A 21,144-nucleotide genomic window follows, 5' to 3' on the forward strand; every position below is an offset into this window, starting at 1 on the left:
GTTCTGAGCGCTCAGGTGCAGCCCGGAAATATCGATAACAGGAAGTCAGGGAAAACGGCAAGCATGGCGGTATCGCGTTCAGGCAATTCAGGATGGGCCGTCATCGGCCGGGTGGGCGTGCTGGGTGCGCTCGTTTCCATCGGCGTGGCGGGGTGCTCGTCGGCGCTCACGCCCGCGCCCATCGTCGACCGGTCGACGGGCGGCGGAGCACCGCCCATCGTGCTTCCCACTACTCCGCCGGGCACCCTGTCCGCCGCGGGTGGGGCCGCCATCGCGCCGCCCGTGCAGCCGGAAGCCGGGCCGGGGTTTTATCGCGTGAAGCCCGGCGATACGCTCTATGGCATCGCACGCGCGCAGAAGCAGCGCCCATCTGATCTCATCAAGTGGAACAACCTGCCAGAGAGCAAGCAGGTCAACATCGACCAGTTGCTGCGGGTTGCGCCGCCAGGCAGCACGCCTTCGGGTACAACCACCGCGAGCACCGACGACGGGAGCAAACAGGCTTCGTCGGCCGCGGGACCGAAGTCGGGGCCGCCGATTATCGGCGCGCCGGCGACTACGGCGAACAGCAGCACTGCGCCTGACACCAGCACGCCCGCGATCAACTCGAAGGGCGCGTGGCTTGCGTGGCCGGCACAAGGCGATGTGATCACGAAGTTCGGCGAGGGCGGCAGCAAGGGTATCGATATCGGCGGCAAGCTCGGCGAGCCGGTGAAAGCCGCGGCAGCCGGACGGGTCGTCTATGCGGGCAGTGGCTTGCGCGCGTACGGGCAGATGATCATCGTCAAGCACGGTAGCGACTTCCTCACGGCCTACGCGCACAACAGCAAGCTGCTGGTGAAGGAAGGCGATACCGTGCGCCAGGGCGCACCGATCGCGGAAATGGGGACGGGGCCGAGCAATAAACCGCTGCTGCACTTCGAACTGCGCAAGTCGGGGCAGGCCGTCGATCCGGTTCCATCGCTCAAGAAGGCGGGATGACGAACAGCGCACGCAGCGTGCGTGCATCAAGAGGGCCGCGGACATGAAACGACTCATGCTTGTCGCCGCGTGCACGGCTGCCGTGTTGCTCACTGGCTGCAATGAGCAGCAGAGCGAGGACGCCATGAACAAGTTGAAAGCGTTGTTCAACGCCGTCAAGCCGGACACGTTATTGCTGAAGGATCTGACGCCCGGCGTGACGACCGAGGCGCAGATCCGCGATCAGATGGGCGAACCGGAGACGGCGAGAAACTATACGGATGGTTCGAAGCGTCTTGAATATCCGCGTGGTCCGGCGGGGACGAACACCTATTTTGTCGATATCGATGCGAACGGCAAGTTCGTCGCAGTCACGCAGGTCTTGACGGCGGAAAACATCGCGAAGGTACGGCCGGGCATGACGCAGGACGAAGTGCGCCGGCTGCTGGGCAAGCCGACGACCATCGCCGAATATCCGCTCAAGAAAGAGCGCGTGTGGAGCTGGCATTGGGAAGAGGGCGGCGTGACACGCGATGCGATGTTCAACGCGCATTTCGGCCCGGATGGCATTGTGACGACCACATCGCGATCCGAAGCAGAAGGTGGCGGCAAGCATTGAGCGGGGCACGGGGCACAGCTAAATCAATGCACGATCAAAAATCAAAACACGCGCATGAGCGCGAGGCACTGATGGTGCTGGCGGCGCTGGCGGCGCGTCATCGCGTGGACCGGGCGAGGGCGCTGGAGGGGGACGATGCGCTCTGGCAATGCGGGCGCGGTCATTCATGGGACGGCGGCGTCAGCGCGGCGGGCGGTTGATATCGGTGCTCTACGCCAATGCCGCTACGCCCCTGCACTGGGAATGCGGGTTCGGGCATACCTGGGATGCACCGCCGGACGAAGTGACACGACGCGGGTGCAGGCAGTGCACGCGCCCGAGGCGTGTACGACTCGGCGCATGTTCTAAAAACCTTACCGTAGCCACGCGCACATTATTTTCGAATCATCCGGAATAGACGGGAAAAAAATGGGTTCGCCCTAGTACCAACCCGTTAAACACTCTGGAGTCGAAAATGAAAAAGATTGCCCTGTTCGTGATGTCCGCTGCTGTTCTTGCATCGTCGAGCGCATTTGCTCAAGCTCAAGGCCTGACCCGTGCCGAAGTCCACCAGCAACTCGTTGAAGCGCAGCAGAACGGTTCACAACTCGTTAGCAATACTTCGTATCCGGATGTGGCACGTATCTACACCAATCAGGTTGCGCAGGCCAGGCAAGGCGCTTCGGCATACGGCGGCGTGGCGGCAGGGTCGAGCGCGAGTTCGGCGCGTGTCGCGATCGGCGGCAGCCCGAGCCACCAAGCCTGTGTGGGACCGGTTAGCTTCTGCAATATCTATGCAGGTTCTTGATGGCTGCATGGACGGCTCGTTCATGCTCAGCATGAGTCGCGAGTCGCCCTTGCGTGGTTTATCGCAGAAGGATCAATTGAGGTGCAGTGTCCGCGCCACACCAGACAATCGCGTTTTGCGCATGTCGCGCGCCGAGTTGTTTCGCCGCGTCCAGCGGTAAGCCCAGGATCAGGAAGCTCGGTTCGCCCGGCCATTGTCCCGACGGATGCTCGCCTATCCCTTCGATAAACCGCAAACCCTCGCGGTGGAGTTCATCTGCGAGCGCGGTTTGCCGGAGCGCATTGGACTTTGCATCGATCAACGCGCTAAACGGATTCGCCGCGGTCACAAACGCGCTGCAATCGACGCTAAAGGCCTGATGAAGTTCAGCGAGGGCGGGATTGGGGATCCCTATTCGCAGCGTCGCAGGGGCATCGCCCAGGACGCGATAGTGCGTTTCCTCGTAAGCCCGGAGTGTGTCCCGGTCGATGTCCGAATTGCGCTGCATGTCAATCTCCTTGCGCCAGCACCGAATCCGGCTGGGCTCGCCTTCTGATACGAAGCCTGCTGCATTTTGTGGAAATCGTATCAGACCGGAAACGTGCGGCGTTGCATACGGGTCTTGCGCGTCAAGCATTCGGTGAAAACGCCCGACATAGCAGAGTTCCACTATCCATTGTGCGCGTTGACGAACACACGGTGTCGATGCGACAAAGGTCGCTGTGTGGGCTACCCATCGCTCAACGCGAATGTCCGGCGACCGGGTGTTCAGCTTGTCACCGGGCGCCTGTACGATGCTTCTTTCATTGCACTTGAGCGCTCTGACAGGCGCCGTTATCGAGGGACACATGGGAGGGACACATGGATTCGCAGATGCTGGCGAAAGAGGCCGTGAAGAGCACGCCGACTAACGTTCACGTTCACCTTTACTATGGCGTCGATCCGAGCTGGTATCGCAAGGACGAGAACGTCGGATGCTTGTACGGCTATCACTACGCCGAGTCGGAATCGATGGCGCTTTCGTATTCCAAGGATCACCCCGAAGGACGCGTTCTCCGTACGATCCGACGCGGCTTGAAAGCGCTTCTCGGCTGCGATTTCATCCATACGTTTCGCAACCGCTCAGCGTTGCTTGAAGCGGACGTGATCTGGACGCATACGGAGCGCGAGTATCTATCGGCGGCGCTATTGCTCATGCTCAAGCGTGGACCGCATAAACCGCTTCTGCTTGCGCAAAGCGTGTGGCTGCTGGATATATGGGAATCGCTTAGCGTGTTCAAGCGCGTTGTCTTCAAGAAGCTGTTAAGCCGCGCTAACTTGGTGACGACGCATACTCACGACAATGCCGCGCTAGCGAAAAAATTCTGGAACCGCGAAGCAACGGTGGTGCTTTACGGCATCAGTACGGACGACTTTCCGCTGCAGCCTGTGTCCGAGTGGCGCCCTCATGAACCCTTGCGCGTCGCAGCCATTGGTAACGATCGAGACCGTGATTGGCAGACCTTCATGGTTGCATTCGAAAACGACAAGCGCTTTAGCGCGAGGCTGGCGACCCAGCGCAAAGTCGCGCGTCCTGACCGGGCGGATAACATTGTTGTCGCGCCGGTATCGGGGTTGGCCGAACAACGTGCGCTCTACGAGTGGGCCGATGTGATCGTTGTGCCGCTTCATCCCAATCACCATGCATCGGGTATTACGGTGCTGCTGGAAGCCGTCATGGCTGGCAAGGCGGTGGTTGCAACGGGCATCGGCGGCCTGTCGGACTATTTCTCCGATGACGCCGTCTCCTACGTACCGGTCCACGATGCACAGAGCCTGCGCGAGACTGTCGCCGCGTTGGGTGCGGATCCGGAAGGCACGAGCGAGCGGATTCGGCGCGCGCAGCGGGAGCTGGTATCGAAGGATCTGACAACGCGTGGCTTCGCCCTGCAGCATGTCATGCTGACTCATCAGATGCTGCGCCACGCAGAGTCGGGTGAACAAGTCGAGCCACTTGCGCGCGCTTAGCGTGACAGCGGGGCGTGGATTATCGGAACAGGCGCGTCGCCGCTTCGTAGGTTCAGCCGCACATACGCAACCTGTTGGGGCGGGATGATGTCGCGTGAGAAGCGGCCGAAGCGCGAGTCCATGAGTCGTCTGTGCGTAGTGGAACGCCCGATGGAAGGGTCGCACGACACACAGAAAAACCCAGCAAGCACGCCGTGCGAATCGCAATCCGAACCGGAAACACTCACCAAATATGTAGGATATATTTTAGATTCAATGTGGTGTTTTTTCTTCCGTCCCGACGCAGAGGTGATCCATGCAGCTCTACGAGATTTGCCGGTCGGTCGCGAAACGGCGGGCGGAACTCGACCTGACGCAGGCGCAGCTCGCAAAGCTTAGTGGGCTCTCCCGGTTCACAGTCAACCAGCTTGAAACCGGCAAAGTGAAGGATCTGGCGATCAACAAGCTCATCCCGCGTCTCAGCGTTCTTGGGATCGAACTGACGGCAAAGCCGAGGCCCAACCAGAAGGGGCTGTTCAAGGCGTCAGTGAGCGCCAACGTGAGCTACATGGGCAAGCTGACGGAGACCCAGCTCGCTCGTGCGCTCACGACGGGCAAGATTCCACCAGGCTGCGAGTCACAGGTTTCCGTCATTCTTGACGAAGTACCTGTACCAGTCGTCGTCAAAGCTGTCAAAGAGGCGGCCAGATCATCTGGCATTGCGCCAAAGAAGATCTGGAAGAACCTCGCGACGTGGTCCAAAGACCTGCATCTGTACCGGAGAGTGTGGGAATGACGACGCCTGATCCATTACCGGCCGGGCCGTGGCAATGCTTGCTTGGCCGTGCGCTCACGCTCATCGACGAAATTGCGGAACACGGCCGGTCGGATCCATTCCGGACGTTCGGTGGCGGCACCGTACTTATGTTTTGATACGGCCATCGGCTCAGCAAGGACGTCGATATTTTCGTGCTCTATCCGCATGGGTTTCGTGAATCCGCGAATCAGCGATGTCGCCTCGGACATCACGAGCGAGTACGGGGAGCACGCGCAATTCGTGAAGCTGCTCCTGCCTGAAGGCGAGATCGACTTTGTCGTTTCCCCGAATCTGACGGACCCGGATAAATCACAGTCCGACAATGACGATGTGCTATGCGCATCTGTCTCCCGAGCACTTGGCAGAGACACTCGAATGCCGGGTGTCGTTCGCTTAAAACGCTTTTTGCGCGCAACTGATCCCTTTGCAATCAGCTCCCATTGCTGATCGGTGTCTCATCTTTTAATAGTCGGCGGTCCAGTGGTCGATTTTGCAAATTAAAGGGTGCCCCTGGCTGCACCATCGTATCGCGCACCACGAGCCAATCCTAATGCATAGCGTGGAAGACGATGTCCAGAAATGACGAGCGCTGTCGCGATGCATTGTTCCATCATCTCGGCGAGGGTGAGGCCGGTGCAGACCGAATGCGGGAATTCCCTCTTTGTAGTAGACTAGTCAGATGACTAGTCTAGAGAGTTATTCGTGAGAACTTGGCCGGTACAGGACGCCAAAGCGCGTTTCAGTGAATTCCTTGATGCCTGTCTCTCGGACGGGCCACAGATGGTGACCAAGCGCGGCACCGAAGCGGCGGTGCTGGTGCCCGCCGCGGAATGGCGGCGGCTGCATGCGGCTGCCAAGCCGTCGCTCAAGGAATTGTTGCTCTCGGACGTCGCGCGCACGGAGTTCCTGGTTCCTGCACGCGGTGCCGCACGGCGTCGGCGCGTTGTACCGATTCGCTGAGTGGGCCGCATGTACTTGCTGGACACCAATGTCATTTCCGAACTGCGCCGGCCTCGTCCGCACGACGCGGTAGTCGCCTGGCTGCAGTCGACGTCCGATAGCGATCTGCATTTGTCGGCCGTGACCCTGGGCGAGATCCAGGCCGGTATCGAACTCACGCGCGATCAGGACGCCGCCAAGGCGGACGAAATCGAGCAGTGGGTCGATCTGGTCTCAGTCTCTTACAATGTGCTGCCCATGGATGCTGAGACTTTTCGGCTCTGGGCGCGCCTCATGCATCGGCGCTCTGACACGCTGTATGAGGATGCGATGATCGCGGCGACCGCAAAGCAGCACCACCTCACCGTGGTGACACGCAATATCGTCGATTTCGCACACTTCGAGGTTGACGTGCTCAATCCGTTCGAATCGAAACAAGGGTGAAAGAATTCCGATGTGGCTCGCGAACCGTCGAAATCCCCTGCGATCAGGCTTTGGAATAGTGACGGCACGGCAAAAGCCGCAGTAGCTTCTTCTCGGCGAGTCCGATCTGGGTCATGTGCATGCCGGCGCGAGCGGCCGTTTTTATCCGGAGAACGGCGATGCGCCGGTAGAGCTCTGAGCGTGGCGAGCGTCGGCACGGCGTCAGTGCGCGTGCTCGACGTCCAGGATCTTGCCTCAGTCAACGGCGGCGGCATGGCGGTGCGCAAGGATCGCGACGGCAAGCTCGTGCCAGAGTCAGCCATCTATCGCGCGACGCTCGTGCCGAGCGGGCCGTGCGCGCCGATCACGAAACGGCTGAGGGGAACGGTAACAATCGATGCGGATCGCAGCGGATTTCTGGGCAGGATTTATCGGCGCGCAGCGGCGTTGGTGATCCGCGAGAGCGAGTTGTAACGGTCACGGCGAGGATATGAAAACCGAGCGCCAGTCATTCCCGTGGTTCCGCCCCGCGGCGCAGGGTAACGTCGTGAGGCTCGTTGCTGCAAAAGCATCAACAGCCGTCGCGCCGAGATTGACTCGCGCTGATGGGAGATGCCTACACAGAACTGAAAATGGAAAAGGGCTTAGCGCGAACGCTAAGCCCTTTATGTCTTTGGTAGGCCGTACGGGATTTGAACCTGTGACCAACGGATTAAAAGTCCGCATAAAACATAAATGAAAACAAAGCTACACCAATGTTTTATGCACCGCAATTGACTGTGAAGTGGGGACGTGTATGCCCCGCTCAATAAGGCGTGGTTGCGGATTGCGGAGCGCGTATGAGGTCGAAGATTTAAAAAAGCCTGCGCGCGACTTCCTTCCGTATTTCTTCGTTCTGGTGCATTTCTGTGGCTCCGTCAATGGCTTCCTGGAACCATTTCGACGCTGGCCGAAGTCGGGAATCCGACTGCTCGACTGCGCGAGTCGTCTTTTCCATAGCGGGTAGGGTTGATCCGACGAGGTAGCGGCGCGCCCTTTGCTCCTTTTGTCGAGGGGCGCGACGGCGATGAGACGACAAAAAGATATATTTTTTTGTTGAACATCTGCACAAAAAACGCGAGAATCAACAAAGAATGTTGTTTTTCGGGAGAAATGGTGCTTATCCAATTTAGCGTCGAGAACTTCGGTTCGATTCGGGAGCGTCAGACGCTTAGCATGACCGCATCGCGGTATTTCAGAGATTTAGAGGAGACAAACACCTTCGATGCCGGTTTGGGGGATGATTTTCCTCGATTGTTACGCACCGCTGTCATATACGGTCCGAACGCCGCTGGCAAAACGACGGTGATTCAAGCAATGAACTTCGTCGAAACTTTCGTGATGGACTCGGCGAAGGACGCGCAAGCTAACGATGAAGTGAGTGTGGAGCCGTTCAGGTTGGCTGCGTCCACGCGTGATATGCCAAGCGAGTTTGAGATCGCCGTAATTGAGGACGGCGTACGCTATCAATTTGGGTTTGCTGCTACTAAGGAGAGGGTCGTAGAGGAATGGCTGTTTGCGTATCCAAACGGTCATATGCAGAAGTGGTATCACCGTGTGTTTGACAGTTCAACCGGTGCTTATGCCTACAAATTCAGTCCTTCATTTATTGGCGGCCGCAAGCGAGCGGATTGGAAAGCACAGACCCGCGATAACGCTCTCTTTCTGTCGACCGCAATATTGCTGAACAACGAGCAGTTGAAGCCGGTGTTCAATTGGTTTCAAAAACGGGTTGCAACGCTGGGAAGAGCGGAGCTGTTCGCTACGTCAGGCTATACAAGTCGTATGTGCGTCCAGGATCCTGAGAAGCGAAAGCGAGTTGTATCGTTTTTGAATCTGGCCGATTTGGGCGTTGAAGACCTAACTGTGTCTCCGCGCAGCTTCACTCCCGATACCCTGCCTATGGACTTGCCGGCGTCGGTACGCGAAGACATTGTGAAAAACATGAAAGATCGTACCTTTCACGACGTCACATACCTGCATAGGGAACCGGAGTCAGGTGAACTCGTTGGGCTGGCCCAAGAGTTGGAATCGGACGGTACGCGCGGGCTATATGCATTTGCGGGGCCGTGGATAGACGTGCTCGATAACAGTAGGGTCTTGTTCGTAGACGAACTCGACACCAGTCTGCATCCGCTGATAGTCCATCAGTTGGTACGGTCTCTTAATCGTGTTGGCACGAAGGCGCAGCTCATTTTTACGACTCACGATACAAGCATCTTGAGCCAGCGCATTTTGCGACGTGACCAAATCTGGTTTGTAGATAAGGGGCCCTCAAAAGCGACCAAGTTGTATTCCTTGGGCGATTTCAGCGTCAGGGAGCAGGAAGCGGTCGAAAAAGGCTACCTCACTGGCCGATATGGCGCGATCCCATTTTTGAAGGATCTGGAACTCCATGGGCAGCGACAATCTGTTCCATAAGCGGAAGGCTCAGCGTGCATCTTCCCTCGCTCGGCAGAAGCGCGAAAAACCTCAGAAGCCGCGTTACCTAATCGTTTGTGAAGGTGAAGCTACTGAGCCGAATTACTTCAACGGTCTTCGCAACATTGAGCGGTTGCCGACGGCTCACGTCAAGGTTTGTGGGGGGAGTGTGGCTCCGATCCTATGTCGGTCGTTCAGTACGCGCTCCAACTGTTCGAGGAGGAGCAATTTGACCGCTTTGACAAGGTGTTTTGTGTCATTGACCGGGATGGGCACACAAAATTTAAACCTGCTGTCGCTCTCGTGGAGGATTTGCAAAAAAAGGGCACGCCGATCGAGCTGGTGGTTTCGTGGCCGTGCTTTGAATATTGGGTCTTGCTTCATCATAAGTACAGTCGCAGTCCATACTACCCGACGCGTGGCAGATCGAGTTGTGATGCGGTAGGTTCCGAGATACGACGGAACCACGACCGCAAGTACAGCAAAGGCGCGGAGGACTTGTATGCGATGTTGCGAAGTAAGCAGGAAGGGGCATTAGAGCACGCAGCTACTGCATTGGCCGATGCTGAAGCGACGGGCGAGAGGAATCCCAGTACGCAGGTCCACCTGCTAGTGACGGCGCTTCTTGCTTTGAAGCTGCCTTAAAGGCGATGGGTGGGACAGATCTGGCGGCTTGAAACACCCAACAATTTTAAGAATTGCGGAGCAAGAAAAAGGGCTCAGCTTTCGCTGAGCCCTTCTTGTCTTTGGTAGGCCGTACGGGATTCGAACCTGTGACCAACGGATTAAAAGTCCGCTGCTCTACCAGCTGAGCTAACGACCCAAAGAGCCGAAATTATAGTCATATCGACCGTAAGTTGTCAACGCAGCGTAAAAGCGCACCGCATCACGAACCAACGGGATGATCCAAAGAAAAAGCCCGCAGCAACCACGCTACGGGCTTTTTCAACGAGAGGCGCGAAGACCAGCTTCGCTTACTTCACCTGCGACATTTTGCTTTCAGCCGACTGCGCGGCTTCCGTTCCGCCGTACTGCGAGATAACCTGATCCAGCGTCTTTTTCGCAGCGGCTTTTTGACCTTGCTCGATCTGATTGTTCGCGATTGCGAGCAGCGCATCGGGCGCCCGCGGATGCGTCGGGAAATTCTTCACCAGATTTTGCCAGGTTGCCGTCGAACTCTTGTAATCGCGCAGAGCATACTGCGCGTTGCCAAGCCAATATTGCGCGGTCGGCTGGTACGGGCTCTGCGGATACTTCGTCACGAACGCCTTGAACGACACAGCGGCATTCTTGAAATCGCCGCTTCGGAACTGAGTCGATGCCGCGTTGAACGCTTCAGTCTCGCCAGGCTGCACCGTACCTTGCATGCCATCCACCGTCTGCTGCTGCGGCTCGAACTTTTTCAGCCGGCCGTCGAGGTCGGTGTAATAGTCCTTCTGCTGCTTCTGCAACGTGGTCAACTGGTTGGCCATGTCCTCGTTCTGTCCCCGAAGCGTGGCGACTTGCTGATTCAACTGGTCGAGACGATTCGATTGATCGAGGATCGTGCGCTGAGCGGCGGACAACTGGCTAGCCAGGCTGTCCGTTTTCGTGCGCAAATCGAGCACCGCTTTACGCGCTTCATTGTCATCAAACAATGCCGCATGCGCCGTTCCGCCAACCACGGCCGAACCTAGCAAACAAGCAACTGCGACCGCGCGCAGCGAGGGGAAGCGATACCACATACGGCGACTCACCCGTGACTGGTTACATTACTGTTGATAAGCGAGGTCAGCGCGGCGATTCTGCGCCCACGACGACTCGTCATGACCGGTAGCTTGCGGCTTTTCTTTGCCCAGGCTCACGGCTTCCATCTGCGTGTCGGCCACACCCAGCAACGACATTGCGCGACGCACCGCTTCAGCACGCTTCTGGCCCAACGCCAGGTTGTACTCGCTCGTGCCGCGCTCGTCGGTGTTGCCCTGGATCAGGACGTGACGCTCCGGATGGCTCTTCAGATACTGCGCGTGTTGTTGCAGCAGCGGCTGGTAGTCGTCACGAACTGCGTAGCTGTCGAAGTCGAAGTAAATGCTGCGCTTCGCCAGCGGGCTGTTCGGATCGTTCAGCGGGTCGACATTGACCTGTTGAACTGCGTTCGCGTCGGGTTGCGTGCCGATCGCGCCTTTGTTTGCGCCTTCATCCAGCTTAACGCCTGAATGACATGCCGCCAATGCACCGACCATCGCCACTGCAAAGCCGATACGAATTTTAGACATCATGGTTACTCTCCTTGTGTGTTGCTGCTTAAGTTATTGCGTGAGGTTATTGCATGAACGGACCCCAGGACGGCTCGCGTACGCTACCCCCCTGAAGCGACAAGACTTGCCGCGTGCGACCATCGGTCGACACGGCCGCCAACACGCCACGCCCGTTCACCTGGGTGGCGTAGAGGATGTACTGACCATTCGCCGCAAAACTGGGCGATTCGTCCTGCGTCGTGTCGGTCAGACCGGTCGCCGTGCCGGACGAGAGGTCCAGCAAATACAGCTTGAAGCCACCGCCAACACGCGAAATGTACGCAATCTGCTTGCCGTCCGGGCTCACTCGCGGGCTTGTATTGTAATTGCCCGTGAATGTGACGCGCTGTGCCGAGCCGGCGCTTTCACCGTTCGCCGACATCTTGTAAATCTGGGGCGCGCCGCCGCGGTCGCTCGTGAAATAAATCGAATTGCCATCGGGAGAGTAAGCCGGCTCGGTATCGATCGAGCTGCCCTGCGTCAGGCGACGCAAACCGCTACCGTCTGCGTTCACCTGGAAAATCTGCGTGTTGCCGGTAGTCGACAAGGCGACCGCAAGCTTGCGGCCGTCCGGTGACCACGCCGGTGCACTGTTATTGCCTTTCTGGTTCGACACGATCACACGCTTGCCTGTGGGCAGGTCGTGGATATAAACAACGGGTTTTTTCTTTTCGAATGAGACGTATGCGACCTTGGTGCCGTCAGGCGACCAAGCCGGCGAGATGATCGGCTCGGGGCTCGACAGCGCGATGCGCGCGTCCTGGCCGTCGGAGTCCGAAATCTGCAACTGGTAACGGCCGCCGGTCTTGATCACGTAAGACAGGCGCGTTGCGAAAACACCGCGGTCGCCCAGCAATTTGGCGTAGATGTAGTCGGCGACCTTGTGTGCGCTCATCCGCAAACCACTTTCCGGACTGACGAGGGACAAGCCGCCCAGGCTTTCCTGCTTGACCGTGTCGTAGAGACGGAAGCGCACTTCATACTGGCCATTCGGCAGGCGATTCACGCTGCCGGACACAAATGCATCGGCGCCTTTCGCCTTCCAGCTGCCGAGATCGACCGAATCGGTCTCTGACACCGGCGTTGAGCCCGCATCGATATTCGTAAATTTGCCGCTGCGCGCCAAGTCCTGACGAACAATCGCGCTGATCTGCTGCGGCGAATTCGTTTCATTGGCAAACGTGGCGGTGGCAATAGGAAATTGGGTCGAACCCACGCCCGTCACGAGCACATTCAATTGCGCCTGAGCGGCGGTACCCGCAGCGATCAGGCAGGATGCAACAAGCGTTTTCAGGCCAAGCTTTGTCATCAAACTCATGTATCTGGTTCCAGAAAAAGCGATTTTTAATCTATCGGCGGCTGCAGAACAGACCGCCGGATGCACAATTCGTTCCCGTCAAGGCCAATGTGCGCTGTCGTTTTACCATGTCCGTTCAACCGCCCGCCGGACGCAATGTGATCGTAAACGACGAGGGCGCCTGGCCGTTGGTGTCTACGGGCATCGGGTCCGAGCGCTGAACTGCGCGCAAGGCGGCCTGATCCCACTGCTCGTTGCTGCTGGAGCGCTGGATGGTTGCCGACAGCAACGTGCCCGTCGGCGAACAACGTACCGCGACCACCGTCTCAAGTCCCGCCGTTTCCCCCGCCCACACGATGTTCGGGCGCACCCGGCGCTGCACCTTCTCGGCATATCCCGCCGATGTCGCCGTCCCGCCCGCGCCGCTGCCCGTGCCGCTCTTGGCCAGCCCGTTGCCGCTCGATTCCGTGCCGCCGCCGGCCTGTCCCTGCAACTGCGCGAGCCGCGCACTACGTTCCTTGTCGAGCTTGGCCTTCGCTTGCGCGTCGGCCTGAGCCTTGGCTTTCGCCTTGGCATCCGCCTGAGTCTTGGCCTTGGCGTCTTCCTGAGCTTTCGCCTCAGCTTGCTTCTGCTGTTCCGCCGCTTTCGCTGCGTCAGCTTCCTTCTCTTTGGCCTGTTGCGCCTTCTGCTGGTCAAGCTTTTGCTGAGCCAACAGCTTTTGCTTCTCGGCCAGTTTCTGTTTGTCCTGTGTCGCTTTTTGCGCCGCTAAGGCGGCTTGCTGCGCGGCCTGTTGAGCAAGCTGCTGACGCTTGGCCTCGGCTTCCTGCTCGGCCTGTTGCTGCGCACGCTGCTGCTCGGCGAGTTGCGCGGCACGCGCCGTCGCTTCCTGCTGTTTACGCTTCTTTTCCTGCAACGCGATGTCAGCTTCCTCATCCTTCGCCGGCGGCGGCGCAGGCTGCACCTTGACCGGCGGCTCGGGCGGCGGAACAGGGCGAGGCGTGGGCGCCGACAGATCCGGGATCTCGGTCCACAGCTCGGCCTCGGCGCCCGCCGGCGTGTTGTTTTGCCAGTTGACGCCGTGGTACAGCAGGATGCCAAGCAGCACGTGCATCAGCGCGGCGAGCGCAAACGCCTTCCATGTCCCGCGTTCACGCGGCGGACGGATGGGGCGCGCGCTCGCCCGCGCGCCAGGGTGCCCGCTGGGCTGCCGTTTCATCATTGCGATTTGACTAACAATCCGACTCGTTTGACGCCTCGCGCCTTCATATCGGACATCACGTTCATTACGACTTCATATTTCACTGTCTTGTCGGCGGCAATCACGACCGGCTGATCGGGATGCGATTCCTGCCGGTTCAGCACAAACGAGTTGAGTTCCGCCTTGGTCATGTTCTGCTGTTGCGCCGCGCCGCCGTCTTCCTTGTAGCGCACGTTCATGCTGCCGTCCGCCTTGATATTGACCACGACCGGCGGTGTTTGATCCTGCGGTTGCGCGTTGCCGACCGTCGGCAGGTTGATGATGGAAGGCGAGACGAGCGGGGCGGTCACCATGAAAATGACGAGCAGCACGAGCATCACGTCGATGTAAGGCACGACGTTGATGTCGGACATGGCGCGCCGTGAACTGCCGCGCATGCTGGAACGCATTGGACCTCCGGCCATACTAGACTCCTTAGTGGGCCTGGCGCTGCAGGATATTCGAGAACTCTTCGACAAACGTTTCGAAGCGAATGGCGAGGCGGTCGATATCGTGTGCGTAGCGGTTGTACGCAACCACCGCCGGAATCGCGGCGAACAGGCCGATTGCCGTAGCGACGAGCGCCTCGGCAATACCCGGCGCCACGTTCGCAAGCGTCGCCTGCTGCACGTTAGCGAGGCCGCGGAACGAATTCATGATCCCCCAGACCGTACCAAACAAACCAATATACGGACTGACCGAACCCACCGACGCGAGAAACGCGAGGTTCACTTCGAGCACATCCATTTCACGCTGGAACGCGGCGCGCATGGCGCGGCGGGAACCGTCGAGAATGGCCGCCGGGTCGCTCATGCGGCGCTCCTTGCCTTTCAGGAACTCGCGCATGCCCGATTCGAAGATCCGTTCCAGTGCACCGATGGTGTGACGGTTATTGGCAGCACTCTGATAAAGCGCCTGCAGGTCGCCGCCCGACCAGAAATCGCGTTCGAAGCGCTCGGTCTGAGCACGCGCGCGCCGAATGGCAAACCACTTGCGAATGATGTAAGTCCACGACAACAACGACAGTATCAGCAACAGCGCCATGACGGCCTGCGCCAGCAGGCTTGCATGGATGACGAGAGAAACGATCGACAGGTCTTGTGTAGTGTTCATAAAAGTCCGCTGTTACGTCCCAAAGGGGCGTCCGAGGTACAACTGGCTGGAAATTGTCAGACTTTCGAAAAACGACTGAAAGCGCGCACAGGTCCTGCCAACTTTTGCTCGGTACTTCTGTGCCTGCAGGCCTTGAGGCACGCAGGCTCGATTTGGTTCAGTTCAGGTCTTGATGGAGCCAAAGGGTCTTTGTCTACATGGGTTTTTCTGAACAAGGTGATTTAAACGGTACTGGCGCCGCCGAGGTTGACGTATTGCTTGACACAGCTGCTTGCGGTCCGCGGCGCAACCCGCTCAGCACCGATGCGGGAATTCCGACCGGGCGGATGGTGCCGAGACTCACCGACGCCACCTTGATGTCGCCGGAAGCCAGTAAGACGCCGTCCCGCCATGCTTCCTGGTGGAAATCCACCGATGCCCGGCCGAGACGCTCGATCCGGCTCACCACATGAATGAGGTCGTCGAGGCGTGCGGGCGCCGAGTAGTCCAGCGCCGTGCGCTTGACGACGAACAATACGCCGTCCGACTCGGCGAGCGTGCGCTGGTCGATGCCGCACGCGCGCAACCATTCAGTGCGCGCCCGTTCGAAAAACTTCAGGTAGTTCGCGTAGAAGACGATCCCGCCGGCGTCGGTGTCCTCGTAATAGACCCGGAGCGGCCAATCGAAGGTCAAGAGGCCGTTCGCCTGCTGAGGCTCGCTGGTGGACATGTTCATCCGCGCATTTTACCGGAAGCCGCAAAACGTCCGTCGAATCGTGCTTTCTGGCAACCATCGGCTGGACGTTCTGGCGTATCACCGGTCGGGATCAGCCGCGATGCACGGTCAACGGACCGAACGATTGCGCGACCGGCATCATCTCGATGGTGTTGATGTTCACGTGGGCAGGGCGTGTCGCGATCCAGTAGATGGAGTCGGCAATGTCCTCGGCCGTCAGCGGTTGCACGTCCTTATAGACGCTGGCGGCTTTCGTGTCGTCGCCCTTGAAGCGGACGTTCGAGAATTCCGTGCCGCCACACAGGCCGGGTTCGATGTCGGTTACGCGCAACGCCGTGCCGGTCAGGTCCGCCCGCAGGTTCAGGCTGAACTGGCGCACGAACGCTTTGGTCGCGCCGTAAACGTTGCCGCCCGGGTAGGGGTAAGACGCTGCGATCGAACTCAGATTGAACACGTGCCCGCGGTTACGTTCGACCATTCCGGGCAGCAACGCGTGCGTGACCGTGACGAGACCCTTGCAGTTGGTATCGATCATGTTGTTCCAGTCGTCGAGGCTCGCGCGATGCGCCGGTTCCAGGCCGAGCGCCAGGCCGGCGTTGTTGACCAGCACGTCGATCTGCGAAAAAGCCTCCGGCAGCGCGGCGATGGCCGACTTGATGGCTGCTTCGTCGCGAACGTCGAGTTCGACGGGCAGCAGCGCGTCGCCGAGTTCTTGCGACAGCGCCAGCAGCCGGTCTTTGCGGCGCGCGGTTGCAATCACGCGATGGCCGCCTTTCACAAATGTGCGGGCGATGGCTGCGCCGAAGCCGGCGGAAGCGCCAGTGACAAATACGATCATGTGCGGATTCCGGTTGTAATGTTGCGTGTCAGGTTGCGGAAAGGGGCCTTCGGGCGGCGCCGGGGCGCACGCGGGAAAGCGGGACAGCGTACTTCCATTGCTGCGATGCGGCAAGTTGTCAGCGTTTATTTCAATTCGCCCGGGAAGATCGGCTATGCAGCGCAAACACCGCTCCCGGTGCGCAATTTTAGCGCCTGGGCGACGCCCGCACGCAACGGCCGGCCGCACTTGACGGCCTCGCGGCGCCCTGTTTCAGGCGTTCGCCCGCTGTTGCCTATTCTCAAGCAGCCCATTAAACTAGGGCTCTCCAGCCCTGCGTAACTGGCGACAAGGATCCTCGGATCCAAGGTGGATTAACCCACCGGGAAGCGCAGGGTGTCGTTTTGCCGTTCGCCTGGGCAGCTGAGATCCGCACGCGTTCGTTGCGTCGCCGGTGGCTGTCCGTCTTGCGTAAACGGAGCTTCTCTCTTCCGCCTCGCTTGGACCCATCGTGCTTCGCGCCCTTTGCGGCGCAGTGCATATGCGCACGCGCGATCCGGTCAACTGGCACCCATTCAACGGAAAACGTATGTTTGATAAAGCCCAAAGCACCATCGCCCAAGTCGATCCGGAATTGTTTGCGGCGATCGAGCAGGAAAACCGGCGGCAGGAAGATCACATCGAGCTGATCGCGTCGGAAAACTACACGAGCCCGGCCGTCATGGCCGCCCAAGGCTCGCAACTCACCAATAAATACGCGGAAGGCTACCCGGGCAAGCGCTATTACGGCGGCTGCGAGTATGTCGACATTGTCGAGCAACTCGCAATCGAGCGCGTGAAGCAGCTGTTTGGCGCGGAGGCCGCCAACGTGCAGCCGAATTCCGGCTCGCAAGCGAATCAAGGTGTGTTCTTCGCCATGCTCAAACCGGGCGACACCATCATGGGCATGAGCCTGGCCGAAGGCGGTCACCTCACGCACGGCTCGCCGGTGAACATGTCGGGCAAGTGGTTCAAGGTGGTTAGCTACGGCCTGAACGAAGCCGAAGATATTGACTACGACAAAACCGAAGAGTTGGCTAAAGAGCACAAGCCGAAGCTGATCGTGGGGGGCGCTTCGGCGTTTGCGCTGAAGATCGATTTCGAACGGTTGTCGAAGATCGCCAAGAGCGTGGGTGCCTATTTCATGGTCGACATGGCGCATTACGCCGGCCTGATCGCCGCCGGCGTCTATCCGAACCCGGTGCCGTTCGCGGATTTCGTCACGACCACGACGCACAAGAGCCTGCGTGGCCCGCGCGGCGGCGTGATCCTGATGAAAGCCGAGTACGAGAAGCAAATCAACTCGGCGATTTTCCCGGGCATTCAAGGCGGTCCTCTGATGCACGTGATCGCCGGTAAGGCCGTGGCGTTCAAGGAAGCGTTGTCGCCGGAATTCAAGGTTTATCAGCAACAGGTCGCGGACAACGCGCGCGTGCTGGCCGAAACGCTGGTGAAGCGCGGCTTGCGGATCGTCTCGGGCCGCACCGAGAGCCACGTGATGCTGGTCGACCTGCGCGCCAAGCACATCACCGGCAAGGCGGCGGAAGCTGCACTTGGCAAGGCTCATATCACAGTCAACAAGAACGCCATTCCGAACGATCCGGAAAAGCCGTTCGTCACCAGCGGCGTGCGTCTTGGCTCGCCGGCCATGACCACGCGCGGTTTTGGCGTGGCTGAGGCCGAGCAGGTGGGTAACCTGATTGCCGACGTGCTCGATGCGCCGGAAGACGAAGCGAACCTCGAGCGCGTACGCGCGAAGGTAGCCGCGTTGACCAAGCAGTTCCCGGTCTACGGCTAAGCCATGCGCTGCCCCTTCTGCCGTCACGAGGACACGCAAGTGGCGGATTCGCGCGTGTCGGAAGATGGGGCGGCGATTCGCCGGCGGCGGCGTTGCCCCGCCTGCGACAAGCGTTTCACCACGTATGAGCGGGTGGAACTTGCGTTGCCATCGGTCGTAAAGAAGGATGGCAGCCGCACCGAGTTCGATCGCGGGAAGATTGTGGCGAGCATGCAACTGGCGCTGCGCAAGCGCCCTGTTGCAGCCGACGCTATTGATGCCGCCGTTGCGCGTATCGAATATCAGTTGCTTGGCAGCGGTGAGCGCGAAGTTCGCAGCGACCGTCTGGGCGAGCTTGTGATGAACGAGTTGCGCCAACTCGACACCATTGCTTACGTGCGTTTTGCTTCGGTCTACAAACGCTTTGAAGACGTGTCCGAATTCGAAGACGTGCTCGAGGAATTCCGGCGCGCCGCGCCGCGCAAATCCAGTCCCCGCAAACGCTGAGCGTTTCTGCATTTCCCGGTCCTTTCTCGCTTGAACCTCGTGATCGTTTCGATCAGTATGTCGAGGCTTTTGCACGTACGATACTCGACCGATCGGCTAATGGCGGAGATCGAAAATTCTCTTCAGATTGAGTGCTCACCTGGCTCCATCGATGAGGGATGCAGATGAATTTACGATGTTTGTCAGGCTTCACACTGACCGAGCTCGCCGTCGTGCTTGCAGTGATCGCGATCGTGGCGACCTTCTCCACGCCTTCGTTTGTCGTGTGGCATAAACGCGATCAGATCGATGCGCGGGCGCGCACGATGATGTCCACGCTCATGCCGGCGCGCTCGCAAGCGATCGGGCGTGGCGCACGCGTGACCTTGTGCCGGATCGATGCCGCGCGTGCGTGTCTGACGGCGGGCAAGCCCTGCGACGGCGGCTTGACGGATTAGTCCTGCGGCTGGGCGCTGTTTGCCGATCGAGACGGCGGACGCGTGTTGTTGCGGATGCAGCCGGCGGCGAGCGGCATTGCTATCGGCGGAACGGGGAGTGAGTTGTCGTTCACGCCGCCGTCGGGTCAGGTGGTCCGCGGCTTTCTGCAGGGAAACGGAATTGGTGAGACTCAGTGTGATTAACTATCGGTTACGGCACGTTTTGACCCATGCCGAGTACGACACCGGTAAATGGAGAAAGCAATGATTGACACAGCCGAACGTCTCCCTGCACCGAAAGCCATCCTGCAAGCGTGGGCGCCGTTTAAGAAACTGATCGGAGTAACGTCCGTCCGCACCGAGGCGGACTATGCAAAAGCAATGGCGCTGATCGACGAGCTGCTGGATGACGTTGGCGACAACGAAGCTCATCCCCTCGTCGAGGTGCTCGACCTTATCTCTACTCAGGCGAAAGCATATGAGGACGAGCACGTGCAGATCCCTGAAGCCGAGCCACGTGAAGCGCTGCGGTTTCTGATGGATCAGCATGACCTCAAGCAAGGAGATCTCGCAGACGTGGCGCCTCAGAACCGGATCTCCGAGATCCTCAACGGCACGCGCGCCATCAGCAAAGAGATCGCTAAGGGTCTCGCCAAGCGTTTTCACGTGCACGCGGATCTTTTCCTATGAAGCGCCGAATTCGGGATAACGACGTCGCAAAGGCCGTAGCGCAGAAGATCGCACACACAGGATGGCTCGGCCGGATGAAAGGCCAGCCGATTACATCGACATCGTGAGCGTTGTTCCGGCTGGCGATTGGCGGCGATCCGCAAAGGAGTGCCTAACGTCCCTTGGCCGCCCCTGCCCTCCTGCGGCCAGCGGCACGCGACCCTGACCGCCGTTGCGAATCGAGCCTCTGAAAAGACCGCTTCCATCGTTTAACGGACGTAGGCATGAGGCCCAGCGACATCGGGTCGGCCGTTGCTAATCAGGAACGCAGCTACGATGCAGACTTGGTCACTTCCTTGCCACTCCGCCGAGATGTTCGGCAAGAAACGCGTCCATCGCTTCATAGAACTCGAACTGGTTCTCTTCGTTGTGAAAGCCGTGCCCTTCGTTTTCCTTGAGCATATATTTGACATCGACACCGCGCGCACGCAAAGCGTCGACGATCTGATCGCTCTCGGCCTGTTTGACTCGCGGATCGTTTGCGCCTTGCGCGACAAAGAGCGGTGTCACGATCCGGTCTACGAAGAACAGCGGCGACGCGTCGTGCAGTGTCCGCTTGCCTTCTTCGGTCTGCGGGTTGCCGATCATCTCGTACAGCATTTCGAGCATCGGTTTCCAATACGGAGGCATCGATTCGAGGAAAGTGAAGAGGTTCGATATGCCGACATAGCCGACGGCAGCCGCGTATCGATCCGGCGTAAACGCAACGCCCGCAAGTGTCGCGTAGCCACCATAACTTACCCCGTATATCCCGACGCGCGCCGGATCGACGATCCCTTGCGACACGAGCCAGTCGACGCCGTCGTCGATATCATTCTGCATCGCGCGACCCCATTGCCCGAAACTGGCTTCCCAGAAGGCGCGTCCATATCCCGTCGAGCCCCGGAAATTGACCTGTAGCACCGCATAGCCGCGATTCGCAAGCAACTGCGTTTCGACATTGAAGCCCCACATGTCTCTCGCCCAAGGACCGCCATGCGGATTGACGACTAGCGGCAAGGGCTCGGCGAATTCCTGCCCAAGCTCGAATCCCGCGGGCAACGTAAGGTATCCGTTGAGTTGCAAGCCGTCGCGTGCCATGAAGCGAATTGGGAACATCGGCACCATATTGGCAGGGTCGAGCCAAGGCATCATGTCGGCAAGCTTGGAAAGGTGCCGGCGCTCGATGTCGTAGATCCACAAGAGCCGGCCGACCGATCGCTTGCGGCACACACGATCACGCGCGACGCGTCGCGCGTGATGCTCGCGAGA

General features: G+C 59.2%; 26 protein-coding genes, 1 tRNA gene, 1 pseudogene and 1 riboswitch. Of the genes and pseudogenes, 17 read left to right on the forward strand and 11 right to left on the reverse strand.

What is annotated here, in order from left to right; genetic code table 11:
- Nucleotides 1-63 precede the first annotated feature (63 nt).
- From M0D69_RS18360 to M0D69_RS18375, 4 genes are all read left to right on the forward strand, one after another.
- Nucleotides 64-981, forward strand: a complete 918-nt coding sequence (locus M0D69_RS18360) for a peptidoglycan DD-metalloendopeptidase family protein (protein WP_301783379.1) — start codon at nucleotides 64-66, stop codon at nucleotides 979-981.
- A gap of 43 nt (nucleotides 982-1,024) precedes the next feature.
- Nucleotides 1,025-1,579, forward strand: coding sequence for an outer membrane protein assembly factor BamE (bamE, locus tag M0D69_RS18365; protein WP_301783380.1), 555 nt, complete (start codon nucleotides 1,025-1,027; stop codon nucleotides 1,577-1,579).
- Between the two features lie 26 nt (nucleotides 1,580-1,605).
- Nucleotides 1,606-1,779: a hypothetical protein gene (locus tag M0D69_RS18370; RefSeq protein ID WP_301783381.1), complete on the forward strand. Its 174-nt coding sequence runs from the start codon at nucleotides 1,606-1,608 to the stop codon at nucleotides 1,777-1,779.
- Nucleotides 1,780-2,033: 254 nt separating this feature from the next.
- Nucleotides 2,034-2,366 (forward strand): DUF4148 domain-containing protein, encoded by a 333-nt coding sequence (locus M0D69_RS18375; protein ID WP_301783382.1) that lies wholly within the window; start codon nucleotides 2,034-2,036, stop codon nucleotides 2,364-2,366.
- A gap of 58 nt (nucleotides 2,367-2,424) precedes the next feature.
- Here the strand turns inward: M0D69_RS18375 and M0D69_RS18380 are convergent, their stop codons facing one another.
- Nucleotides 2,425-2,853: a DUF3293 domain-containing protein gene (locus M0D69_RS18380; protein ID WP_301783383.1), complete on the reverse strand. Its 429-nt coding sequence runs from the start codon at nucleotides 2,851-2,853 to the stop codon at nucleotides 2,425-2,427.
- Nucleotides 2,854-3,206: 353 nt separating this feature from the next.
- On the opposite strand from M0D69_RS18380, the gene M0D69_RS18385 reads away from it, so the two are divergent.
- From M0D69_RS18385 to M0D69_RS18420, 9 genes and pseudogenes are all read left to right on the forward strand, one after another.
- Nucleotides 3,207-4,352, forward strand: a complete 1,146-nt coding sequence (locus tag M0D69_RS18385) for a glycosyltransferase (RefSeq protein ID WP_301783384.1) — start codon at nucleotides 3,207-3,209, stop codon at nucleotides 4,350-4,352.
- 295 nt (nucleotides 4,353-4,647) lie between these two features.
- A complete protein-coding gene (locus tag M0D69_RS18390) occupies nucleotides 4,648-5,127 on the forward strand; it encodes a helix-turn-helix transcriptional regulator (RefSeq protein ID WP_301783385.1) in 480 nt (159 codons plus the stop codon).
- Nucleotides 5,124-5,264 carry a hypothetical protein gene (locus M0D69_RS43790; RefSeq protein WP_367619727.1) on the forward strand — a complete coding sequence of 47 codons (141 nt, stop codon included), beginning with the start codon at nucleotides 5,124-5,126 and terminating at the stop codon, nucleotides 5,262-5,264. Before M0D69_RS18390 ends, M0D69_RS43790 begins: the two co-directional genes overlap by 4 nt.
- 586 nt (nucleotides 5,265-5,850) lie before the next feature.
- Entirely contained in the window at nucleotides 5,851-6,108 is a 258-nt protein-coding gene (locus tag M0D69_RS18400) for a type II toxin-antitoxin system Phd/YefM family antitoxin (RefSeq protein ID WP_301783386.1), read from the forward strand.
- Between the two features lie 9 nt (nucleotides 6,109-6,117).
- Nucleotides 6,118-6,531 (forward strand): type II toxin-antitoxin system VapC family toxin, encoded by a 414-nt coding sequence (locus M0D69_RS18405; protein ID WP_301783387.1) that lies wholly within the window; start codon nucleotides 6,118-6,120, stop codon nucleotides 6,529-6,531.
- 180 nt (nucleotides 6,532-6,711) lie between these two features.
- Complete coding sequence (locus M0D69_RS18410; protein WP_301783388.1) at nucleotides 6,712-6,984, forward strand: hypothetical protein; 273 nt, start codon at nucleotides 6,712-6,714, stop codon at nucleotides 6,982-6,984.
- Between the two features lie 534 nt (nucleotides 6,985-7,518).
- On the forward strand, nucleotides 7,519-8,970 hold the full coding sequence (locus M0D69_RS18415; RefSeq protein WP_301783389.1) for an ATP/GTP-binding protein: 1,452 nt from the start codon (nucleotides 7,519-7,521) through the stop codon (nucleotides 8,968-8,970).
- Nucleotides 8,945-9,109 (forward strand): annotated as a pseudogene (locus M0D69_RS43795) (RloB domain-containing protein); the annotation flags it as partial. The gene M0D69_RS18415 and the pseudogene M0D69_RS43795, both read left to right, overlap by 26 nt.
- 17 nt (nucleotides 9,110-9,126) lie before the next feature.
- The gene (locus tag M0D69_RS18420) at nucleotides 9,127-9,615 is read left to right on the forward strand and encodes an RloB family protein (RefSeq protein ID WP_301783390.1); all 489 of its coding nucleotides are present in this window, start codon (nucleotides 9,127-9,129) and stop codon (nucleotides 9,613-9,615) included.
- Between the two features lie 102 nt (nucleotides 9,616-9,717).
- On the opposite strand, the gene M0D69_RS18425 is transcribed toward M0D69_RS18420, so the two are convergent.
- From M0D69_RS18425 to ydfG, 9 genes are all read right to left on the reverse strand, one after another.
- A tRNA-Lys gene (locus M0D69_RS18425) sits at nucleotides 9,718-9,793 on the reverse strand.
- 151 nt (nucleotides 9,794-9,944) lie between these two features.
- Nucleotides 9,945-10,694, reverse strand: a complete 750-nt coding sequence (gene ybgF, locus M0D69_RS18430; protein WP_301783391.1) for a tol-pal system protein YbgF — start codon at nucleotides 10,692-10,694, stop codon at nucleotides 9,945-9,947.
- Nucleotides 10,695-10,721: 27 nt separating this feature from the next.
- On the reverse strand, nucleotides 10,722-11,228 hold the full coding sequence (pal, locus tag M0D69_RS18435; protein ID WP_122175187.1) for a peptidoglycan-associated lipoprotein Pal: 507 nt from the start codon (nucleotides 11,226-11,228) through the stop codon (nucleotides 10,722-10,724).
- A 43-nt stretch (nucleotides 11,229-11,271) separates the two neighbouring features.
- Nucleotides 11,272-12,564, reverse strand: coding sequence for a Tol-Pal system beta propeller repeat protein TolB (gene tolB / locus M0D69_RS18440; protein ID WP_301783392.1), 1,293 nt, complete (start codon nucleotides 12,562-12,564; stop codon nucleotides 11,272-11,274).
- Nucleotides 12,565-12,679: 115 nt separating this feature from the next.
- Complete coding sequence (gene tolA, locus M0D69_RS18445; RefSeq protein WP_301783393.1) at nucleotides 12,680-13,762, reverse strand: cell envelope integrity protein TolA; 1,083 nt, start codon at nucleotides 13,760-13,762, stop codon at nucleotides 12,680-12,682.
- The gene (gene tolR, locus M0D69_RS18450; RefSeq protein ID WP_301783394.1) at nucleotides 13,759-14,205 is read right to left on the reverse strand and encodes a protein TolR; all 447 of its coding nucleotides are present in this window, start codon (nucleotides 14,203-14,205) and stop codon (nucleotides 13,759-13,761) included. Before tolR ends, tolA begins: the two co-directional genes overlap by 4 nt.
- Before the next feature lie 10 nt (nucleotides 14,206-14,215).
- Nucleotides 14,216-14,893 carry a protein TolQ gene (gene tolQ, locus M0D69_RS18455; RefSeq protein ID WP_301783395.1) on the reverse strand — a complete coding sequence of 226 codons (678 nt, stop codon included), beginning with the start codon at nucleotides 14,891-14,893 and terminating at the stop codon, nucleotides 14,216-14,218.
- A gap of 193 nt (nucleotides 14,894-15,086) precedes the next feature.
- Nucleotides 15,087-15,602: a tol-pal system-associated acyl-CoA thioesterase gene (gene ybgC, locus M0D69_RS18460; RefSeq protein WP_301783396.1), complete on the reverse strand. Its 516-nt coding sequence runs from the start codon at nucleotides 15,600-15,602 to the stop codon at nucleotides 15,087-15,089.
- A 97-nt stretch (nucleotides 15,603-15,699) separates the two neighbouring features.
- Nucleotides 15,700-16,446 carry a bifunctional NADP-dependent 3-hydroxy acid dehydrogenase/3-hydroxypropionate dehydrogenase YdfG gene (ydfG, locus tag M0D69_RS18465; RefSeq protein WP_301783397.1) on the reverse strand — a complete coding sequence of 249 codons (747 nt, stop codon included), beginning with the start codon at nucleotides 16,444-16,446 and terminating at the stop codon, nucleotides 15,700-15,702.
- Between the two features lie 307 nt (nucleotides 16,447-16,753).
- Nucleotides 16,754-16,853, forward strand: a riboswitch (ZMP/ZTP riboswitch).
- Between the two features lie 161 nt (nucleotides 16,854-17,014).
- Here ydfG and glyA point away from each other — a divergent pair.
- From glyA to M0D69_RS18485, 4 genes are all read left to right on the forward strand, one after another.
- Nucleotides 17,015-18,262, forward strand: a complete 1,248-nt coding sequence (gene glyA, locus M0D69_RS18470) for a serine hydroxymethyltransferase (RefSeq protein ID WP_301783398.1) — start codon at nucleotides 17,015-17,017, stop codon at nucleotides 18,260-18,262.
- Between the two features lie 3 nt (nucleotides 18,263-18,265).
- Entirely contained in the window at nucleotides 18,266-18,748 is a 483-nt protein-coding gene (nrdR, locus tag M0D69_RS18475) for a transcriptional regulator NrdR (protein ID WP_301783399.1), read from the forward strand.
- 164 nt (nucleotides 18,749-18,912) lie between these two features.
- Nucleotides 18,913-19,185, forward strand: a complete 273-nt coding sequence (locus tag M0D69_RS18480) for a Tfp pilus assembly protein FimT/FimU (protein WP_301783400.1) — start codon at nucleotides 18,913-18,915, stop codon at nucleotides 19,183-19,185.
- A gap of 243 nt (nucleotides 19,186-19,428) precedes the next feature.
- Nucleotides 19,429-19,854: a type II toxin-antitoxin system HigA family antitoxin gene (locus M0D69_RS18485; RefSeq protein WP_301783401.1), complete on the forward strand. Its 426-nt coding sequence runs from the start codon at nucleotides 19,429-19,431 to the stop codon at nucleotides 19,852-19,854.
- A gap of 327 nt (nucleotides 19,855-20,181) precedes the next feature.
- Here the strand turns inward: M0D69_RS18485 and M0D69_RS18490 are convergent, their stop codons facing one another.
- Nucleotides 20,182-21,105, reverse strand: a complete 924-nt coding sequence (locus M0D69_RS18490) for a S9 family peptidase (protein WP_301783402.1) — start codon at nucleotides 21,103-21,105, stop codon at nucleotides 20,182-20,184.
- Nucleotides 21,106-21,144 lie beyond the last annotated feature (39 nt).

Source organism: Caballeronia sp. SEWSISQ10-4 2 (genome assembly GCF_030464885.1).
GTDB lineage: Bacteria > Pseudomonadota > Gammaproteobacteria > Burkholderiales > Burkholderiaceae > Caballeronia.

Excerpts from the sequence above, each read along its gene's own strand:
- M0D69_RS18360 (WP_301783379.1), top strand. The coding sequence starts at position 64 with ATGGCGGTATCGCGTTCAGGCAATTCAGGATGGGCCGTCATCGGCCGG.
- bamE (WP_301783380.1), top strand. The coding sequence starts at position 1,025 with ATGAAACGACTCATGCTTGTCGCCGCGTGCACGGCTGCCGTGTTGCTC.
- M0D69_RS18370 (WP_301783381.1), top strand. The coding sequence starts at position 1,606 with ATGCACGATCAAAAATCAAAACACGCGCATGAGCGCGAGGCACTGATG.
- M0D69_RS18375 (WP_301783382.1), top strand. The coding sequence starts at position 2,034 with ATGAAAAAGATTGCCCTGTTCGTGATGTCCGCTGCTGTTCTTGCATCG.
- M0D69_RS18380 (WP_301783383.1), bottom strand. The coding sequence starts at position 2,853 with ATGCAGCGCAATTCGGACATCGACCGGGACACACTCCGGGCTTACGAG.
- M0D69_RS18385 (WP_301783384.1), top strand. The coding sequence starts at position 3,207 with ATGGATTCGCAGATGCTGGCGAAAGAGGCCGTGAAGAGCACGCCGACT.
- M0D69_RS18390 (WP_301783385.1), top strand. The coding sequence starts at position 4,648 with ATGCAGCTCTACGAGATTTGCCGGTCGGTCGCGAAACGGCGGGCGGAA.
- M0D69_RS43790 (WP_367619727.1), top strand. The coding sequence starts at position 5,124 with ATGACGACGCCTGATCCATTACCGGCCGGGCCGTGGCAATGCTTGCTT.
- M0D69_RS18405 (WP_301783387.1), top strand. The coding sequence starts at position 6,118 with ATGTACTTGCTGGACACCAATGTCATTTCCGAACTGCGCCGGCCTCGT.
- ybgF (WP_301783391.1), bottom strand. The coding sequence starts at position 10,694 with ATGTGGTATCGCTTCCCCTCGCTGCGCGCGGTCGCAGTTGCTTGTTTG.
- pal (WP_122175187.1), bottom strand. The coding sequence starts at position 11,228 with ATGATGTCTAAAATTCGTATCGGCTTTGCAGTGGCGATGGTCGGTGCA.
- tolB (WP_301783392.1), bottom strand. The coding sequence starts at position 12,564 with ATGAGTTTGATGACAAAGCTTGGCCTGAAAACGCTTGTTGCATCCTGC.
- tolA (WP_301783393.1), bottom strand. The coding sequence starts at position 13,762 with ATGATGAAACGGCAGCCCAGCGGGCACCCTGGCGCGCGGGCGAGCGCG.
- tolR (WP_301783394.1), bottom strand. The coding sequence starts at position 14,205 with ATGGCCGGAGGTCCAATGCGTTCCAGCATGCGCGGCAGTTCACGGCGC.
- tolQ (WP_301783395.1), bottom strand. The coding sequence starts at position 14,893 with ATGAACACTACACAAGACCTGTCGATCGTTTCTCTCGTCATCCATGCA.
- ybgC (WP_301783396.1), bottom strand. The coding sequence starts at position 15,602 with ATGTCCACCAGCGAGCCTCAGCAGGCGAACGGCCTCTTGACCTTCGAT.
- ydfG (WP_301783397.1), bottom strand. The coding sequence starts at position 16,446 with ATGATCGTATTTGTCACTGGCGCTTCCGCCGGCTTCGGCGCAGCCATC.
- glyA (WP_301783398.1), top strand. The coding sequence starts at position 17,015 with ATGTTTGATAAAGCCCAAAGCACCATCGCCCAAGTCGATCCGGAATTG.
- nrdR (WP_301783399.1), top strand. The coding sequence starts at position 18,266 with ATGCGCTGCCCCTTCTGCCGTCACGAGGACACGCAAGTGGCGGATTCG.
- M0D69_RS18480 (WP_301783400.1), top strand. The coding sequence starts at position 18,913 with ATGAATTTACGATGTTTGTCAGGCTTCACACTGACCGAGCTCGCCGTC.
- M0D69_RS18485 (WP_301783401.1), top strand. The coding sequence starts at position 19,429 with ATGATTGACACAGCCGAACGTCTCCCTGCACCGAAAGCCATCCTGCAA.